This is a genomic window from Agrobacterium sp. SORGH_AS_0745 (assembly GCF_030818995.1).
In the GTDB taxonomy this organism is placed as follows: domain Bacteria; phylum Pseudomonadota; class Alphaproteobacteria; order Rhizobiales; family Rhizobiaceae; genus Agrobacterium; species Agrobacterium tumefaciens.
Map to the genome: position 1 here is coordinate 1,820,660 of NZ_JAUTBI010000003.1, position 16,718 is coordinate 1,837,377.

Below are 16,718 nucleotides of genomic sequence, written 5' to 3' on the forward strand. Positions count from 1 at the left end.
CATAACACGAAGCAAGCGCCGTGCGAATGCGACAATGTTTCCCCCTGGACTTCCCCGGTGGGCGAGGGTGCTTTGACAAGGCAAGCCGCCGAATTCAATAGGGGCTGGTCGCCCGCCCGTCGAAACCGTATCTTCCGGCCATGGAACCTGATTCTCAACCTCTGCCGAAACGTCCGCTGACGGAAATCCTCTTTCTGGTCTTCATGAGGCTGGTCGCGGTTACCTGTTTCTGGTTCGGCCTGCAATATTGGGCGATGCTGACGGGATATTCTCTCGGCGGGCATGGGCGGTTCGATATGCTTAACCTGCCATGGCGGGTGGCGGGTAGTGCGCTTGCGGTGATTTTCCCGGTCACGGCGCTCGGTCTCTGGCTCGGCGCCTCCTGGGGGGCAGTCATGTGGGTCTTGGGTGCCGGCACCCAGATCGCCATGTATAAGGTGTGGCCATATATCTTCGGCGCCAACACGCTTGTACCCGTCATGCACGGTCTCGTGGCAACCATTTATATACTATTCCTGGTCGCTTTTTGGCTCGATCAGCGCCAGAATGAAGAGCGCGCAAGAATTGATTTACCATAAGAATAAAGCAATTCAGCCTGGTTTTCGGTCGAATTTTATTGCTAAGTCTTTGATTTGTAATGCATGGTGATAAGCCAGTCCCGCTTCGCCACAAGTTTGACCCACTTGGGAAAATGCAGGTAAGCATTTGTTAATCGTAGCTTTTAAGTAGAATTTTATGCGCATTGATTAGGTTCTCACTCAAGGCGGGAGACAAACAAACACACCGCCAAACAAAACAGTGAGGCAGTCATGATCAATAGCAAAGCAAAGCCGCAGGCCGTTGTTGCCGACGCACATGAAGATACCATCCGTTCGCTCTACATGGAGTCGCTGCACCTGGTGGAACGTCTCCACCGCCGCCTCCTCGATGTCATCAAGGACGAGTTCGATCGTCAGGGTCGCGATGATGTCAACGCCGTTCAGGCGCTCCTGCTGTTCAACATCGGCAATTCCGAACTGACGGCCGGCGAGCTTCGTTCGCGTGGTTATTACCTCGGATCGAACGTCTCCTACAACGTCAAGAAGCTGGTAGACCTCGGTCTCATCAACCACCAGCGCTCGCGTGTCGACCGCCGCTCGGTCCGCATCAGCCTGACTGAAAAAGGCCAGGAAATCGCAGAAACGGTTGCTCACCTCTACGAGCGCCACGTCGGCTCGATCGAAAAGGTCGGCGGCATCGGCACCGGCGAATTCTCCGAAATGAACAAGCTGCTGCAGCGCCTCGATCGCTTCTGGAACGACTCGATCGCTTATCGTCTCTAATTCCGCGGCGGTTTCACTGTTAGAGCCGGGGGCATCGGTTTGCCTCCGGTTTGCGGATTCGTGTTGGAGGCGCCGTTCACCTGTGCGTGTCAAGCCCGTTCTCTCAGGTGCGTTTTCGCCCTGTTTTGCAGGCATACACAGCTTCGTGAGAAAAGGTCCGTGACACGAATTGGCCATATTGATATGGGACCCGCAAAGGTGAAGGAGCCGGCGGTTTCTCCTGCTGTCGTGGCAAGTCCCGACTGTTCTGCCAGACAATAGCGCCCAGACCATGGGTATTGAGCATTACCGGCCGGCAGACACGTTGTACGTGTTTGTTAATCATATTGATTTAGGCATTGTTGAGAATGCCGAAGAGAGTGGCTGGTAGGTAGAATGACAAAAAAATCCGTTTCCGAATCCGTATCGCGCCGTGCGCTTCTGCGCTCGGCTGTTTCCGTTGGTGTTGCCGCGCTTGCCGCGCCGGCCCTGGCGCAGAATGCGCTCAACGATCTCATGGGCTCGTCGCGCCGCGGCAACTGGGATGACCAGTTCGACGCGAATTCGTCGCGTTCCGCCGTTGGCGTCGTTTCCAACAACCCGGTTCTCGGACGGGAAGCGCCTGTCTACATGCAGCAGGCGATCATGCAATATCAGCAGATCGTGCAGAATGGCGGCTGGCCGGACGTGCCCGTCACCCAGCAGCGTCTCCAGATCGGCGTTTCCGATCCTTCCGTTCAGGCGCTTCGCCAGCGATTGATGGTCTCCGGCGACCTGCCGCGCGAAGCTGGCATTTCCAGCGCCTTCGACTCTTACGTCGATGGTGCGTTGAAGCGCTTCCAGGCCCGCCACGGCCTTCCCGCCGATGGTGTCAGCGGCGAATATACGACCAAGGCGCTCAATGTTTCGGCCCAGATCCGTCTGGCGCAGTTGCAGACCAACCTCGTGCGCATTCAGTCCATGTCCGGCGATCTCGGCCAGCGTCACCTGATGGTGAACATTCCGGCCGCTGCCATCGAGGCGGTTGAGAATGAGCGCGTCGTCCTGCGCAACACCGCCGTCGTCGGTCGCGCCAGCCGCCCGACGCACGTCATCAATTCCAAGATTTACGAAGTCATCCTCAACCCTTACTGGACAGCGCCGCGCTCGATCGTCGAAAAGGACATCGTGCCGCTGATGCAGAAGGACCCGACCTATCTGGAGCGGAACAACATCCGCCTCATCGACGGCAAGGGACAGGAAGTTTCGCCGACGGCGGTCGACTGGTTTGCGCCAAAGGCACCGAACCTGATGTTCCGCCAGGACCCCGGCAAGATCAACGCCATGTCCTCGACGAAGATCAACTTCCACAATCCGAACAACGAATATATGCACGACACGCCGCAGCAGGGTCTGTTCAACAAGCTGATGCGGTTCGAATCGTCCGGCTGCGTGCGCGTACAGAACGTGCGCGACCTCACAAGCTGGCTGCTGCGCGACACGCCCGGCTGGTCGCGTCAGGAAATGGAACGCGTCATCGCCACCCGCGTCAACACACCGATCAAGCTGGCGCAGGAAGTGCCTGTCTATTTCGTCTACATCACCGCATGGTCGGCGAAGGACGGCGTGGTGCAGTTCCGCGACGACATCTATGAAAAGGACGGCAACGCCGAACTGGCGCTCAACACCACCACCGGCATCGAACAGCCGGCTGGACCTGTCGACGACGACCTGTTGCCGCGCAACTGATCCGGCGCTGCCATCAGGTTTTTATATTTAAGTGAAAGGCCGCACCCCGTCGGGTGCGGCTTTTTTTCATTTTCGCTGCTGGTTTTGAAAAAACAGCTGCCGTTTTTTGTCGCAACGTCGCAGTTTGACGGGCAAATCTCGCTGCCCGTATTGCTCTTGTTCGGGCAGGGCGCTAAGACGCCATCGCATTACTGTTTCAGGAGCCTTCACCATGTCGAACACAGATGCTTTCTTCTCCCGTCCGCTTGCCGAAGTCGATCCGGATATTTTCGGCGCGATCGAGAAGGAACTGGGTCGCCAGCGCCACGAGATCGAACTGATCGCCTCGGAAAACATCGTTTCCCGCGCTGTGCTTGAAGCGCAGGGTTCGATCATGACCAACAAATATGCCGAAGGTTATCCGGGCAAGCGTTATTACGGCGGCTGCCAGTTCGTAGACATTGCTGAAGAGCTTGCCATCGAGCGCGCCAAGAAGCTGTTCGGCGTCAACTTCGCCAACGTCCAGCCAAATTCCGGTTCGCAGATGAACCAGGCCGTGTTCCTCGCGCTGCTCCAGCCGGGCGACACCTTCATGGGTCTCGACCTGAACTCCGGAGGCCATCTGACGCACGGTTCGCCGGTCAACATGTCCGGCAAGTGGTTCAACGTCGTGTCTTACGGCGTGCGCGAAGGCGACAACCTGCTCGACATGGACGAGGTGGAGCGCAAAGCCAAGGAAACCCGGCCGAAGCTTATCCTTGCTGGCGGCACCGCCTATTCCCGTATCTGGGACTGGAAGCGCTTCCGAGAGATCGCCGATGAAGTCGGCGCCTATCTGATGGTCGATATGGCCCACATCGCTGGTCTCGTTGCCGGTGGCCAGCATCCGTCGCCGTTCCCGCATTGCCACGTTGCCACCACGACGACGCACAAGTCGTTGCGCGGCCCGCGTGGCGGCATGATCCTCACCAATGACGAGGATCTGGCCAAGAAGTTCAACTCCGCCGTTTTCCCCGGCCTGCAGGGCGGTCCGCTGATGCACGTCATCGCCGCAAAGGCAGTTGCCTTCGGTGAAGCTTTGCAGCCGGAATTCAAGGATTACGCCGCACAGGTCGTCAAGAACGCCAAGGCGCTTGCCGAAACGCTGATCGAAGGTGGTCTTGATGTCGTCTCCGGCGGCACCGACAACCACCTGATGCTGGTTGACCTTCGCAAGAAGAACGCCACCGGCAAGCGTGCTGAAGCAGCTCTCGGTCGCGCCTACGTCACCTGCAACAAGAACGGCATTCCTTTCGATCCGGAAAAGCCCTTCGTCACCTCGGGTGTGCGTCTCGGCACGCCGGCTGGCACGACGCGCGGTTTCAAGGAAGCGGAATTCCGCGAAATCGGCAAGCTGATCGTCGAGGTTCTCGATGGTCTGAAGGTCGCCAATTCGGATGAGGGCAACGCTGCTGTTGAAGCTGCGGTGCGCGAAAAGGTCGTCGGCCTGACTGACCGTTTCCCGATGTATCCGTACATGTAAGGACGTAAAGAGATGCGCTGCCCATTCTGCGGTTCCGAAGACACACAGGTCAAGGACTCGCGTCCGGCGGAGGATAACACCTCCATCCGCCGGCGGCGCATCTGCCCCGATTGCGGCGGCCGCTTCACAACCTATGAGCGCGTGCAACTGCGCGAGCTGATGGTCATCAAGAAAAGCGGCCGCAAGCTGCCCTTCGACCGGGAAAAGCTGGTGCGATCCTTTGAGATCGCGCTACGCAAACGCCCGGTTGACCGGGACCGGATCGAGCGGGCCGTCTCGGGCATCGCTCGCCGTCTGGAAAGTTCCGGCGAGACGGAAATTCCCTCGGAAGAAATCGGCCTCCAGGTGCTTGAAGCGCTGAAGAGCCTCGATGACGTGGCCTTCGTACGCTACGCCTCGGTCTATCGCGATTTCAGTCATGCCGAGGATTTCGAGAACGTGATTGCCGAAATCAACGCCAAGATCGCCCGAGATACAGACGCCGGAGCATAGACGTGACGAGCCGCGCCGATGACGAAAAATTCATGGCCCGGGCAATCGAGGTTTCCCTGCGTCATCAGGGTCAAACCGAGACCAATCCCTCCGTCGGTTGCGTTCTCGTCAAGGACGGAAAAATCATCGCCGAAGCGGTGACCGCCATTGGCGGCCGCCCTCATGCCGAACGCCAGGCGCTGGAAATCGCCGGCGAAGCGGCGCGCGGCGCAACAGCCTATGTCACCCTCGAACCCTGCTCGCACTGGGGCAAGACGCCGCCCTGCGCCAATGCGCTGGTCGAATACGGCGTGGCCCGTGTCGTTGTAGCGGTTGACGACCCGGACGAGCGTGTTTCCGGTCGTGGTTACTCCATCCTGCGGGAGGCGGGCATTGTCGTGGAAACCGGCCTGCTGCGCGAACAAGGCAAGAGAGCGCTTGCAGGTTACCTCACACGCCAGGTGAAAAAACGCCCGCATGTGATTCTGAAGCTTGCGATTTCCGCTGATGGCATGATCGGCAGGAGAGGCGAGGGGCAGGTGGCGATCACCGGGCGCGAGGCTCGCCACGCCGTGCATGAACTCCGGGCGCGTTGTGATTGCATCCTTGTGGGGATCGGGACTGCGATTGCGGATGATCCGGAACTGACGGTTCGCATTGACGGTATCGAGGATCGCTCGCCGGTGCGCATCGTGCTGGATCGGCATTTTGAATTGCCGCTGACGTCGAACCTGGTGAAGACGGCGCGCGAAGTACCGGTGATCGTTGCGGTCGCGGCGTTACCCCCCTCTGCCCTGCCGGACATCTCCCCCTCAAGGGGGGAGATCGGCAAGGGGCTGGCCGCTCGCTCAAATTTTGACTCCACCTCTCATTCGTTAACCTTCGATGTCGGGCAAGGCAGCGCCCTATCGATCTCCCCTCGTGAGGGGGAGGTGCCCGGCAGGGCAGAGGGGGTTAGCCCCGACCACCGCCGCCAACAACTGACCGACGCAGGCGTCGAAATCCTTGAAGCACCAACCCTCGAGAACCTCCTTCACATTCTCGCTGAACGCGGCATGTCGGAACTTCTGGTCGAAGGCGGCGCTTTTGCCGCAAAATCGTTCCTTGAAGCCGATCTCGTGGACCGTATCATGCTGTTTGAAAGCCCGGTCGTGGTTGGTGAAGGCGGGATTGAAACGCCGCTCAGCCGTGCCGATATTCCGGGCGATTATGTTTTGGTCAGCGAAACCGCCTACGGGCCGGATCGCTGCTTCGATTATGAAAGGCCGCTTTGATGTTTACCGGAATTGTTACCGATGTTGGAACCGTGTCCGAGCTGGAAGCTCTGGCGGAAGGCATTCGTCTGCGGGTGGCGACCAATTACGATCCCAAGACCATCGATATGGGCGCATCGATCTCCCATGGCGGCGTCTGCCTGACGGTGACCAAACTGCCCGAAGACGGCAGCAACGAGCGCTGGTACGAGGTCGAAGCCTGGGAAGAGGCATTGCGCCTGACGACGATTGCGGGCTGGCAGAAGGGCACGCATGTCAATCTGGAGCGCGCCCTGAAGATTGGCGACGAGCTTGGCGGTCACATCGTTTCTGGCCATGTCGATGGCAAGGCGGAGATTCTGTCGGTCGAGCCGGAAGGTGAGGCGGTCCGTATCCGCCTGCGCGCGCCCGACCATCTGGCGAAATTCGTGGCGCCCAAGGGTTCCATTGCACTCGATGGCACTTCTCTGACCGTTAATGCGGTCGACGGAACGGATTTCGACGTGCTCCTGATCCGCCATACGCTCACCGTCACCACATGGGGTGAGCGCCAACCGGGTGATTTCGTCAATTTCGAAGTCGACACCATGGCGCGATATGCCGCAAGGCTTGCGGAGTTCCCCTCGGCGTAACACCGTTCGGCATCTATTGTGCTGAAATACACTCCCGGCCTTGAGCCGGTATCCAGCCAGCCCAAATCCTTGGGCTGAAAAGACTCTTGCCGCCGCGCAGACGCGCGTTGACTGGAGTACCTCTCAAGGCCAGAATGCCGGATAGACTTTACAGTCCTCCGCCATCGCGACAGATCAGTTGTTGTCCCGCACTCCGCTTTCGATTGACGCGCAAACACTATAAAGACGTCTTTAGGCCCAAACGGGGTAGGGGGATTACGACATGCCGTCTTTCGAACTGCTGACAGCCTTTTTCATCACCACCGCCCTGTTTGCCTATATTCCCGGCCCGGCCATGCTTTATGCGGCGGCGCAGACAATGGCGCGCGGCCGGTTTGCCGGGCTGATGGCGGTGCTTGGCATCCATGTCGGCTGCTATTTCCATATCGTCGCCTCTGCGGCGGGGCTTTCGGTGCTGTTCCAGGCGGTGCCGTGGCTTTATCTGGCCGTGAAGCTGTGTGGCGCGCTGTATCTCATCTGGCTCGGCTTCTCGATGCTGCGCAGCAAGCTTGAAGGTGAGGCCGTCAATCTGACCATCCAACCGAAATCGGCAAGGCGCGCCTTCATCGACAGCATCATCGTCGATGTGCTCAATCCGAAGACGGCGCTGTTCTTTCTGGCGTTTCTGCCGCAATTCGTTGATCCGGCGGCGGCCTTTCCGATCTGGCTGCAATTGCTGATCCTCGGTATTGCCGTCAATTTCATTTTTTCCTCCGCCGATCTGGTTGGCATGCTTCTGGCGGGCGCGATGGTCGGGCGGCTCAAGCGCTCCAGCAGGGTGCAGGTGCTTGCCCGTCGCACTGCGGGAACGGTGCTGATGGGGCTTGGCGTGCATCTGGCTTTCCAGAAAACCTGATTTTCGTAAGCCGCGCCGGATAAGGCCAAAACCTGCGCAATTGTCTTGCAAACGGGGCCTCTTGCGCGGTTGACACATGAAATTACTTGCCAAAAACGGCCAGCCGTGGTTTGACCGCCGCAAAAGCCGGTATGATCCGGCCCGAACCTTTTCAGGAAAATCCCATGTCCAAACCCCATCTTCTTATCGTGGAAGCACGCTTTTACGACGATATGGCAGACGCTCTTCTCGAAGGCGCGAAGTTCGCGCTGGATGAGGCTGGCGCAACCTATGACGTCATCACCGTTCCCGGCGCGCTCGAAATCCCCGCTGCCATTGCCATGGCGCTGGATGGCGGCGACAACGAAGGCACTGAATATGATGGTTTCGTAGCGCTCGGCATGGTCATTCGTGGCGAGACCTACCACTTCGACATCGTTTCCAACGAATCCTCCCGCGCCCTGATGGATCTCGCCGTCAGCGAATCGCTGGCCATCGGCAACGGCATCCTCACCGTCGAAAACGACGATCAGGCATGGGCACGTGTTCGCCGTTCTGACAAGGATAAGGGCGGTTTTGCGGCCCGCGCGGCGCTGACGATGATCGAGCTCAAGAAAAAACTGGGTGGCTGAACGCATGTCGGATGTTGAAAATGGCGGCGAACCGCGCCAGCCTTCGGTAAAGCCCGCCAACCAGCGTGGCGCTGCGCGCCTCGCGGCCGTGCAGGCACTTTATCAGATGGATGTCGGCGGCACCGGCGTGATGGAAGTCGTGGCGGAATACGAGGCACATCGTCTCGGTCAGGAAGTCGATGGCGATACCTATCTGAAGGCCGATCCTTCCTGGTTCCGGTCCATCGTGTCCGGCGTCGTCCGCGATCAGACGAAGATCGACCCACTGGTGCGCTCCGCACTTCTGGAAGACTGGCCGCTGTCGCGTCTTGATGCCACCGTTCGCGCTATCTTGCGTGCCGGCGCTTTCGAGATTCTGGAGCGCAAGGACGTTCCGGTTGCCGTCATCGTCACGGAATATGTCGAAATCGCCCGTGCTTTCTTCGAGCATGACGAGCCGAAGCTGGTGAACGCGGTTCTGGACCGCATTGCCAAGCAGGTACGCGGCGAGGCAAAACGCTAAAATACGTTAGGTGAGGAAGATATGAGCGCCGTTTCCGTCCCCGGACTTGAAGTTCAACTGGACGAGGCGAAGCGCAACGTCTTCCTCCTGACCGCCGCACAGGCGATCATGGGCTCGGCAGCACCTATGAGCTTCTCGGTTGGCGCGCTTGCCGGTTACCAGTTGCTCGGGGCTGACAAGTCGCTGGCAACGGCGCCGCTTACCGGTTTCAACATCGGCGTGGCGCTGGGCGCCATCTGCGTTGCCGCAGCATCGCGTTTTCTCGGCCGCAAGGCGGGCTTCATGGTCGGCGCGCTGATGTGCTCCATCGGCGGCGGCATTGCTGCCGTGGCACTCTTCCGCTCCGACTTCTGGCTATTTGCGATCGGCCTGCTGCTGATCGGCATTTCCGGCGGTTTCACGCAGAAAATCCGCTTCGCTGCTGCCGACGCATCCCCCTCTTTCTACAAGCCGAAAGCCATTTCCTGGATATTGGCGGGTGGCGTCGTCTCGGCGATCATCGGGCCGCAGCTTGCCATTTTCGGCAAGGATGTCTTCGCACCGGTCACCTTCGCCGGTGCTTTCATCGCGCTGGTGCCGCTCGGCATCATCGCGATTGCCATTCTGGCATTCCTGAAATTGCCGGACCCGAAGGCCGCCTCTATCCACGCGCAGGCGGCACGGCCTTTGTCGGAAATCGTGCGCACGCACCGGTTTGTTACCGGCATGGTCTGCGGCATCGGTTCCTATGCGTTGATGACCTTCATGATGACCGGCGCGCCGCTCGCCATGGTGGTCGGCTGCGGGTTTCCCACCGAACTTGCGACGCTCGGCATCCAGTGGCACGTTCTCGCCATGTTCGGCCCAAGTTTCTTCACCGGTATGTTGATTGCGCGATTCGGCGCGGAAAAAATCGTTGCAGCCGGTCTCGTCGTGCTGATGGCCTGCGCCGTCGTCGCCCATATGGGCATCGAATTGTGGAATTTCTGGGCGGCGCTCATTCTCCTCGGTCTCGGCTGGAACTTCGGCTTCATCGGCGCCACTGCCATCGTTACCTCGAGCTACCGCCCGCATGAGGCAGACAAGGTACAGGGCTTTCACGATATCGTGCTGTTTGGCACGGTAGCGCTGTCGTCCTTCTCTTCCGGCAAGGTGTTTACGGCCTGGGGCTGGTCGGTCATGAACCTCGTCATCTGGCCGGTTGCGGGCCTATGCCTCGTGCTGGTGGCGTCGCTGTTGCTGACCCCGCGCAGAAACGCCGCGTAAGATCGCCTTCGATCTCTACCCCTTTCATGTTTCAGGCAAATTTGTGGGCTTGACGCCACGCCTTTCGCCAACGCAATCTTGCCGCGCAGGTCATTTTTCCTTGGGAGGGGAAGAATGGCCACGACAGGACGGGCCGCGCATTTGATCGCCCCTGTCCTTGCACATGGTTCGCCACGCCGGGGAGGGAGTGAGACCCGGCCTTTTGGGAGGTAAGTGCGCATGACCGTAATACCCATAGTGATTTTATGTGGGTTCCTGTCCGTGGTTTACGCGGCATGGACGACCAGGACCGTTCTCGCTGCCGATCAGGGCAACGAGCGTATGCGTGAAATAGCAGGTTTTATCCGTGAAGGTGCGCAGGCTTATCTCACCCGTCAATATCTCACCATCGCCATCGTCGGATTGATCGTCGCCGTTCTCGCCTGGTATCTGCTGTCGGCTCTCGCGGCCATCGGGTTCATCATCGGCGCCGTGCTTTCGGGTGCTGCCGGTTTCATCGGCATGCATGTCTCCGTCCGTGCCAATCTGCGCACCGCACAAGCCGCATCCCACAGCCTTGCCGCCGGTCTCGACATCGCGTTCAAATCAGGCGCCATCACGGGCATGCTGGTGGCTGGCCTCGCGCTGCTTGGCGTATCCATCTATTATTTCATCCTCACCTCGGGTGCTCGGCCATGCGCCCGGATCGCGTGAGGTGATTGACGCGCTGGTGTCGCTCGGTTTCGGCGCTTCGCTTATCTCCATCTTCGCCCGTCTCGGCGGTGGCATCTTCACCAAGGGTGCAGATGTCGGCGGCGATCTTGTCGGCAAGGTTGAAGCAGGCATTCCCGAGGACGACCCCCGCAACCCGGCAACCATCGCAGATAATGTCGGCGACAATGTCGGCGATTGCGCCGGCATGGCGGCCGACCTTTTCGAGACCTATGCCGTCTCGGTGGTGGCAACCATGGTGCTTGCGGCGATCTTCTTTGCCGGAACGCCGATACTGGAAAGCGCGATGGTCTATCCGTTGGCCATTTGCGGCGCCTGCATCCTGACCTCGATTGCCGGCACCTTCTTCGTCAAGCTCGGCACCAACAACTCCATCATGGGCGCTCTCTATAAAGGGCTGATTGCCACCGGCGTCTTCTCGATTGCGGGGCTTGCCGTGGCAACTTACGCGACCGTGGGCTGGGGTACCATCGGCACGGTTGCCGGAATGGAGATTACCGGCACAAACCTCTTCCTGTGCGGGCTGGTCGGCCTTGTGGTAACAGCGCTTATCGTCGTCATCACCGAATATTATACCGGCACCAACAAACGCCCGGTCAATTCCATCGCGCAGGCTTCGGTCACGGGCCACGGCACCAACGTCATCCAGGGTCTTGCAGTCTCGCTGGAATCGACGGCGCTGCCGGCGCTTGTCATCGTCGGCGGCATCATTGGCACCTACCAGCTCGGTGGCCTTTTCGGTACCGGCATCGCGGTCACCGCCATGCTTGGTCTGGCGGGCATGATCGTGGCGCTCGACGCCTTCGGTCCGGTGACTGACAATGCCGGCGGCATTGCCGAAATGGCCGGTCTCGACCCGGATGTGCGTAAGGCGACCGACGCGCTGGATGCCGTCGGCAACACCACCAAGGCGGTGACCAAGGGTTACGCCATCGGCTCTGCCGGTCTCGGCGCGCTGGTGCTGTTTGCCGCCTATTCCAACGACCTGTCCTATTTCGCTGCCAATGGCGATACCTATCCTTACTTCAAGGATATCGGCGAAATATCCTTCAGCCTTGCCAATCCTTACGTCGTTGCCGGTCTGCTGTTCGGCGGCCTCATTCCGTATCTCTTTGGCGGTATCGCCATGACGGCGGTGGGCAAGGCGGCAAGCTCGATCGTCGAGGAAGTTCGCCGCCAGTTCCGCGAAAAGCCTGGCATCATGGCAGGAACGGAAAAACCGGACTACGGCAGGGCGGTCGATCTTTTGACCAAGGCGGCGATCAAGGAGATGATCATTCCGTCGCTGTTGCCGGTTCTGGCGCCGCTCGTCGTTTATTTCGGCGTGCTGCTTATCTCAGGTTCCAAGGCCTCTGCCTTTGCCGCACTCGGTGCATCGTTGCTTGGCGTCATCATCAACGGCCTGTTCGTGGCGATTTCCATGACCTCCGGTGGTGGTGCGTGGGATAACGCCAAGAAAAGCTTCGAGGATGGCTTCATCGACAAGGACGGCGTGCGCCACGTCAAGGGTTCGGACGCCCACAAGGCGTCGGTTACGGGCGATACGGTGGGCGATCCCTACAAGGATACCGCCGGTCCGGCGGTCAACCCGGCTATCAAGATCACCAATATCGTGGCGCTACTGCTATTGGCGGTTCTCGCCCACTAAGGAGTTGCAGCATCGACAAAGAAAAAGGCCCGGGGAGCGATCTCCGGGCCTTTGAATTTTCGTTCCGTCTTCCGATCAGGGGGTGTTGCCGCTCTGGCCAAGAATGCTCTTGGCGATGTTGGCGCCCGAGGTGCCGCCGGACAGCAGCTGCTGCAGGAAGGTGAGATCCTTGCCGCCTGTCGGGGTGGTACGCGAAATCGTGTCGAAGACCTTGCCGTCCTGCAGCGCGTAATTGGCCTTACGCTCGATTACGCCGTCCTTGTTGAAATAGATCGCGAGAATGTTCTGTTCGACCAACGTCGGCTTCATGAAAGCGGCGCGGCGCACACGCTTCTGCGAGATGTAATAGAAAACCTCGTTGCCGAACGTCGCCGTGGTGGAGGGCGTGCCCATGGTCAGCAGAACCTGCTCGCGGCTGGAACCTTCCGGGATCAGCTGAAGCGACTGCTCGTCCATGACGTAGCCGTTGTGGAACACATCGGTGGTGCTGGTGCAGGCGGAAAGCAGGGTGGACGCGACGACGATTGCGATGGCGGTCTTGCCCAGAATTTTACCGTGACTTGCGGATTTCTGCTTGCTCAACTGCTTTTCCCCGACTGCGATCATGAATGGCACCTTCCGGCATTGCGTGGTGCACAGTGTCTGTGCACATGATTGTGTCAATCCGGGGACGGAAAATCCCGATCACCCCCCAAATTCAACGCTTTCACGGCCTTTGGAAACTCTTCCGGTCTCTTAGACTGTTTCAGCCGAAAGACGAACGTGACCGCGACAGCATTGCAATTCGTGGATGCTTCGGTAAACCAGCTTTGGCGATCATGCAACAAGTGCGATAGGCGGGTGAGCGAATTCACCAGCCCCGTTCGGAAAAAAACGATGATATTCGGGCTGTTCAGACAGAAAAACAACAACCGCGCCATAGTAGACCGGCAATATGCGATCCTGACGGCTGCGGCCCGCACGCCCGCTTTTTATCTTGATCTCGGCGTTCCAGACACGGTGATGGGCCGCTTCGAGATGCTGTCGATCATCATGATTCTCTATTTCCGCCGCACCAAATCCTCCGGTGTGAGCGGGCAGGAAATCGCGCAGGAGATCGTCGACGCCTTTTTTCAGGATATCGACCATTCCATCCGTGAGCTCGGCATTGGCGACCAGGGCGTGCCGAAGCGCATGAAGAAATTTGCCGGCATGTTCTACGGGCGGCTCGAATCCTATGCGGCGGCGCTGGATGCATCCGACCCCGTTGCCCTTGCCGCAGCGCTCCGGCGCAATATATACCCCCAGACAGATGAGAAAGCACCGGAACTGGACGAGCTTGCGGGCTGGATGATGGAGGCGTCTTCCAACCTTTCCGCAGGCTCCGAAGAAACGATAGCAACCGGAAGCCTGAAGCTGCCTTTGCCTGGACTATGAGGTTTACGATGAACGCGCGACACGCCGCAAATGACGATCTGCCTTTTTCCTACCCCGTAAAGGTAGGCCATATTTCCGCCAATCCGGTGAGGATTGGTCTTGAAGCCAATGCCGAGGAACTGAAGGCGCTGGCGAAATTCTGGGATGTGGTTTCCGTCGAATATCTGAAGGCGGAACTGCAGGTTACCCGCTGGAAGAGGGATGGCGTGAAGATCAAGGGCGAGGTGCATGCGGCCGTGACCCAGTCCTGCGTCGTGACGCTGGAGCCGGTTTCCAGCAAGATCGACGAGAGCGTCGAGCATATTTTCGTGCCGGAAGGATCGAAGCTGGCGCGGATGGTCACCAATGAGGAAGGGGAGATCGTACTCGATCCCAATGGCCCTGACATTCCCGACCAGTTCACCGGCGACAGCATTGATGTTGGCGCGACTGTTGCGGAATTCGCGGCCCTTGCGATCGATCCCTATCCGCGCAAATCGGATATCGAATTTACCGATACGACCGAAAATGAGCCTGAAGAAGAAAAGCGTCCGTCGCCTTTCGCCGTGCTGAAAGACTGGAAAAAAGACTGAATGCGCCGCCGGGCTGAAATAATTTTATTGTAACACAGGCCGGAACAGGTATTTTCGCGCAAAATCCGCTTGAGTGGCGGCAAAAAGGATAAGGGACGAGTGATCAGAATAGCGATTGACGTCATGGGTGGCGATTTCGGCCCTGATGTTGCCATACCCGGTGCCGCCAAGGCGCTTGAACGGCACAACGATGTGACTTTTCTGCTCTACGGGCAGAAAAGCAAGTGCGACCCCATTCTGGCACAATATCCCGCACTTCGGGAAAAGTCGGTCTTTCACGATTGTGAAATCTCGGTCGCCATGGACGAAAAGCCAAGTCAGGCGCTTCGTCGTGGCCGCTATGTCTCCAGCATGTGGCGCGCCATCGAGGCCGTGAAGCTCGGTGAAGCGGACGTCGTCGTATCCGCCGGCAATACCGGCGCGCTGATGGCCATGGCCAAATTCTGTTTGCGCACCATGGCGCGGGTGGAACGCCCGGCCATCGCCGGCATATGGCCGACGCTGAAAGGCGAAAGCATCGTACTCGATGTTGGCGCCACGATTGGCGCCGATTCCCAGCAATTGCTCGATTTTGCCCTGATGGGCGGCGCCATGGCGCGTGCGCTTTTCGATATCGACCGTCCGACCGTCGGTTTGCTGAATGTCGGTGTCGAGGAGGTGAAGGGTCAGGAAGAGGTCCGTGAAGCCGGACGGCTGATCCGCGAGGCCGATCTAGGCACCATCGATTACCGCGGGTTCGTCGAGGGTGACGACATTGGCAAGGGCACGGTGGATGTGGTGGTGACCGAAGGTTTCACCGGCAACATTGCGCTCAAAGCCGCCGAAGGCACGGCGCGCCAGATCACCACGCTTCTGCGTGAGGCGATCTCCCGCAGCTTCTTTGCCAAGATCGGTTATATTCTCGCGAAAAGCGCTTTCGATGTGCTGCGAGAAAAAATGGACCCGCGCAAGGTCAATGGCGGCGTGTTTCTCGGCCTGAACGGCATTGTCATCAAAAGCCATGGCGGCACAGACGCCATCGGTTTTGCCTCCGCGGTCGATGTCGGCTACGACATGGTCCATAACGGTCTTACGGCAAAAATTGAAAACGATCTGAAGATTTACCACGCAAGACGGCTTCCGCCCCCGGCGCCCGAAGCTCTCGTGGCTGACGAGGAATAAGGGAATGATCCGCTCTATCGTACGTGGTTTCGGGGCAGCGCTTCCGAAGCGTGTCATGACCAATAGTGAAATCGAAGGGGTCGTAGAGACGTCCGATGAATGGATCGTGCAGCGCACGGGCATTCGTCAGCGCTACATAGCGGGAGAAGGCGAGACCACCGCTTCGCTCGGCGAGGCTGCGGCGCGTGCGGCGCTCGACAATGCCGGCCTGACGCCCGATGATATCGACCTCATCATTCTGGCAACCTCGACACCGGACAATACATTTCCGGCAACGGCGGTAAACATCCAGAACCGTCTCGGCATGACCCACGGTTTCGCCTTCGACATGCAGGCCGTCTGCTCCGGCTTCGTCTATGCCGTGGCCACCGCCGATCTTTACATTCGCGGCGGCATGGCCAAGCGCGTGCTGGTGATCGGCGCCGAAACATTCTCGCGCATTCTCGACTGGAAGGACCGCACCACCTGCGTTCTGTTCGGTGATGGTGCAGGCGCACTCGTAATCGAGGCAGGGGAAGGCGAAGGTACTTCCAGCGATCGTGGCATCCTCACCTCGCAGCTGCGCTCCGACGGTTCGCACAAGGACAAGCTTTACGTCGATGGTGGACCTTCCACGACCGGCACGGTCGGCCATCTGCGCATGGAAGGCCGGGAAGTGTTCAAGCACGCTGTCGGCATGATCACCGACGTCATCGAACAGGCTTTCGAGGCGACAGGCACGACGGCTGATGATCTCGACTGGCTCGTCCCGCATCAGGCCAACAAGCGCATCATCGACGGATCGGCAAAAAAGCTCAATATCGATCCGGAAAAAGTCGTCATCACCGTCGATAAACACGGCAATACGTCGGCCGCATCCATTCCGCTGGCGCTTGCCGTTGCGGCCAGTGACGGACGCATCAAGAAAGGCGATCTGGTCATGCTGGAAGCCATGGGCGGCGGTTTCACCTGGGGCGCAGTGCTGCTGCGCTGGTAACGGCAAATTTTAGCGTTTACCGGGGCGTTGGCACAAAATCGGTTGTGATTTTTGCGGCAGTACCCCGTTCAAACGCGCTGAAGCGACCCCCGCGT

The 16,718-nt window shown here is 59.1% G+C and carries 16 protein-coding genes and 1 pseudogene; 16 read left to right on the forward strand and 1 reads right to left on the reverse strand.

Features of this window, described 5'->3' with window-relative positions; genetic code table 11:
• The first annotated feature begins 140 nt into the window (after positions 1 to 140).
• The 12 genes and pseudogenes from QE432_RS18605 to QE432_RS18660 all read left to right on the forward strand — a co-directional run bounded on the left by QE432_RS18605 (position 141) and on the right by QE432_RS18660 (position 12,498).
• Positions 141 to 578, forward strand: a complete 438-nt coding sequence (locus tag QE432_RS18605) for a DUF6163 family protein (RefSeq protein ID WP_306625256.1) — start codon at positions 141 to 143, stop codon at positions 576 to 578.
• 234 nt (positions 579 to 812) lie between these two features.
• Positions 813 to 1,322, forward strand: coding sequence for a transcriptional regulator LdtR (gene ldtR, locus QE432_RS18610; protein ID WP_025593036.1), 510 nt, complete (start codon positions 813 to 815; stop codon positions 1,320 to 1,322).
• Positions 1,323 to 1,697: 375 nt separating this feature from the next.
• Positions 1,698 to 3,029: a L,D-transpeptidase family protein gene (locus QE432_RS18615; protein ID WP_003512501.1), complete on the forward strand. Its 1,332-nt coding sequence runs from the start codon at positions 1,698 to 1,700 to the stop codon at positions 3,027 to 3,029.
• Positions 3,030 to 3,240: 211 nt separating this feature from the next.
• Positions 3,241 to 4,530 (forward strand): serine hydroxymethyltransferase, encoded by a 1,290-nt coding sequence (gene glyA, locus QE432_RS18620; RefSeq protein WP_003512506.1) that lies wholly within the window; start codon positions 3,241 to 3,243, stop codon positions 4,528 to 4,530.
• A 12-nt stretch (positions 4,531 to 4,542) separates the two neighbouring features.
• Positions 4,543 to 5,022 carry a transcriptional regulator NrdR gene (gene nrdR / locus QE432_RS18625; RefSeq protein WP_003512508.1) on the forward strand — a complete coding sequence of 160 codons (480 nt, stop codon included), beginning with the start codon at positions 4,543 to 4,545 and terminating at the stop codon, positions 5,020 to 5,022.
• Positions 5,023 to 5,024: 2 nt separating this feature from the next.
• Complete coding sequence (ribD, locus tag QE432_RS18630) at positions 5,025 to 6,275, forward strand: bifunctional diaminohydroxyphosphoribosylaminopyrimidine deaminase/5-amino-6-(5-phosphoribosylamino)uracil reductase RibD (protein WP_306625261.1); 1,251 nt, start codon at positions 5,025 to 5,027, stop codon at positions 6,273 to 6,275.
• The gene (locus QE432_RS18635; protein WP_003512512.1) at positions 6,275 to 6,886 is read left to right on the forward strand and encodes a riboflavin synthase; all 612 of its coding nucleotides are present in this window, start codon (positions 6,275 to 6,277) and stop codon (positions 6,884 to 6,886) included. The genes ribD and QE432_RS18635 overlap by 1 nt, the downstream gene beginning before the upstream one ends.
• A gap of 262 nt (positions 6,887 to 7,148) precedes the next feature.
• Entirely contained in the window at positions 7,149 to 7,781 is a 633-nt protein-coding gene (locus QE432_RS18640; protein WP_306625264.1) for a LysE family translocator, read from the forward strand.
• A gap of 164 nt (positions 7,782 to 7,945) precedes the next feature.
• A complete protein-coding gene (gene ribH, locus QE432_RS18645) occupies positions 7,946 to 8,392 on the forward strand; it encodes a 6,7-dimethyl-8-ribityllumazine synthase (protein ID WP_025593086.1) in 447 nt (148 codons plus the stop codon).
• Between the two features lie 4 nt (positions 8,393 to 8,396).
• On the forward strand, positions 8,397 to 8,894 hold the full coding sequence (nusB, locus tag QE432_RS18650; RefSeq protein ID WP_013635887.1) for a transcription antitermination factor NusB: 498 nt from the start codon (positions 8,397 to 8,399) through the stop codon (positions 8,892 to 8,894).
• Positions 8,895 to 8,915: 21 nt separating this feature from the next.
• Positions 8,916 to 10,139, forward strand: coding sequence for an MFS transporter (locus QE432_RS18655; protein WP_306625267.1), 1,224 nt, complete (start codon positions 8,916 to 8,918; stop codon positions 10,137 to 10,139).
• A 219-nt stretch (positions 10,140 to 10,358) separates the two neighbouring features.
• Positions 10,359 to 12,498: pseudogene (locus QE432_RS18660) on the forward strand (sodium-translocating pyrophosphatase).
• Positions 12,499 to 12,573: 75 nt separating this feature from the next.
• Here QE432_RS18660 and QE432_RS18665 read toward each other — a convergent pair.
• Positions 12,574 to 13,104 (reverse strand): outer membrane protein assembly factor BamE, encoded by a 531-nt coding sequence (locus QE432_RS18665; protein WP_065661135.1) that lies wholly within the window; start codon positions 13,102 to 13,104, stop codon positions 12,574 to 12,576.
• Positions 13,105 to 13,374: 270 nt separating this feature from the next.
• Between QE432_RS18665 and QE432_RS18670 the strand changes: the two genes are divergently transcribed.
• The 4 genes from QE432_RS18670 (at position 13,375) to QE432_RS18685 (ending at position 16,623) form a co-directional block, all read left to right on the forward strand.
• Positions 13,375 to 13,914, forward strand: coding sequence for a ubiquinol-cytochrome C chaperone family protein (locus tag QE432_RS18670; protein ID WP_111803625.1), 540 nt, complete (start codon positions 13,375 to 13,377; stop codon positions 13,912 to 13,914).
• Positions 13,915 to 13,922: 8 nt separating this feature from the next.
• A complete protein-coding gene (locus QE432_RS18675; protein WP_003512527.1) occupies positions 13,923 to 14,486 on the forward strand; it encodes a YceD family protein in 564 nt (187 codons plus the stop codon).
• Between the two features lie 99 nt (positions 14,487 to 14,585).
• Positions 14,586 to 15,647, forward strand: coding sequence for a phosphate acyltransferase PlsX (gene plsX, locus QE432_RS18680; protein ID WP_003512528.1), 1,062 nt, complete (start codon positions 14,586 to 14,588; stop codon positions 15,645 to 15,647).
• 4 nt (positions 15,648 to 15,651) lie between these two features.
• Complete coding sequence (locus QE432_RS18685) at positions 15,652 to 16,623, forward strand: beta-ketoacyl-ACP synthase III (RefSeq protein ID WP_003512529.1); 972 nt, start codon at positions 15,652 to 15,654, stop codon at positions 16,621 to 16,623.
• The last annotated feature ends 95 nt before the right edge of the window (positions 16,624 to 16,718 follow it).

Coding starts and splice junctions, on each gene's coding strand:
- QE432_RS18605 (WP_306625256.1), top strand. CDS start 141: ATGGAACCTGATTCTCAACCTCTGCCGAAACGTCCGCTGACGGAAATC.
- QE432_RS18615 (WP_003512501.1), top strand. CDS start 1,698: ATGACAAAAAAATCCGTTTCCGAATCCGTATCGCGCCGTGCGCTTCTG.
- glyA (WP_003512506.1), top strand. CDS start 3,241: ATGTCGAACACAGATGCTTTCTTCTCCCGTCCGCTTGCCGAAGTCGAT.
- nrdR (WP_003512508.1), top strand. CDS start 4,543: ATGCGCTGCCCATTCTGCGGTTCCGAAGACACACAGGTCAAGGACTCG.
- QE432_RS18635 (WP_003512512.1), top strand. CDS start 6,275: ATGTTTACCGGAATTGTTACCGATGTTGGAACCGTGTCCGAGCTGGAA.
- QE432_RS18640 (WP_306625264.1), top strand. CDS start 7,149: ATGCCGTCTTTCGAACTGCTGACAGCCTTTTTCATCACCACCGCCCTG.
- ribH (WP_025593086.1), top strand. CDS start 7,946: ATGTCCAAACCCCATCTTCTTATCGTGGAAGCACGCTTTTACGACGAT.
- nusB (WP_013635887.1), top strand. CDS start 8,397: ATGTCGGATGTTGAAAATGGCGGCGAACCGCGCCAGCCTTCGGTAAAG.
- QE432_RS18655 (WP_306625267.1), top strand. CDS start 8,916: ATGAGCGCCGTTTCCGTCCCCGGACTTGAAGTTCAACTGGACGAGGCG.
- QE432_RS18665 (WP_065661135.1), bottom strand. CDS start 13,104: ATGATCGCAGTCGGGGAAAAGCAGTTGAGCAAGCAGAAATCCGCAAGT.
- QE432_RS18670 (WP_111803625.1), top strand. CDS start 13,375: ATGATATTCGGGCTGTTCAGACAGAAAAACAACAACCGCGCCATAGTA.
- QE432_RS18675 (WP_003512527.1), top strand. CDS start 13,923: ATGAACGCGCGACACGCCGCAAATGACGATCTGCCTTTTTCCTACCCC.
- QE432_RS18685 (WP_003512529.1), top strand. CDS start 15,652: ATGATCCGCTCTATCGTACGTGGTTTCGGGGCAGCGCTTCCGAAGCGT.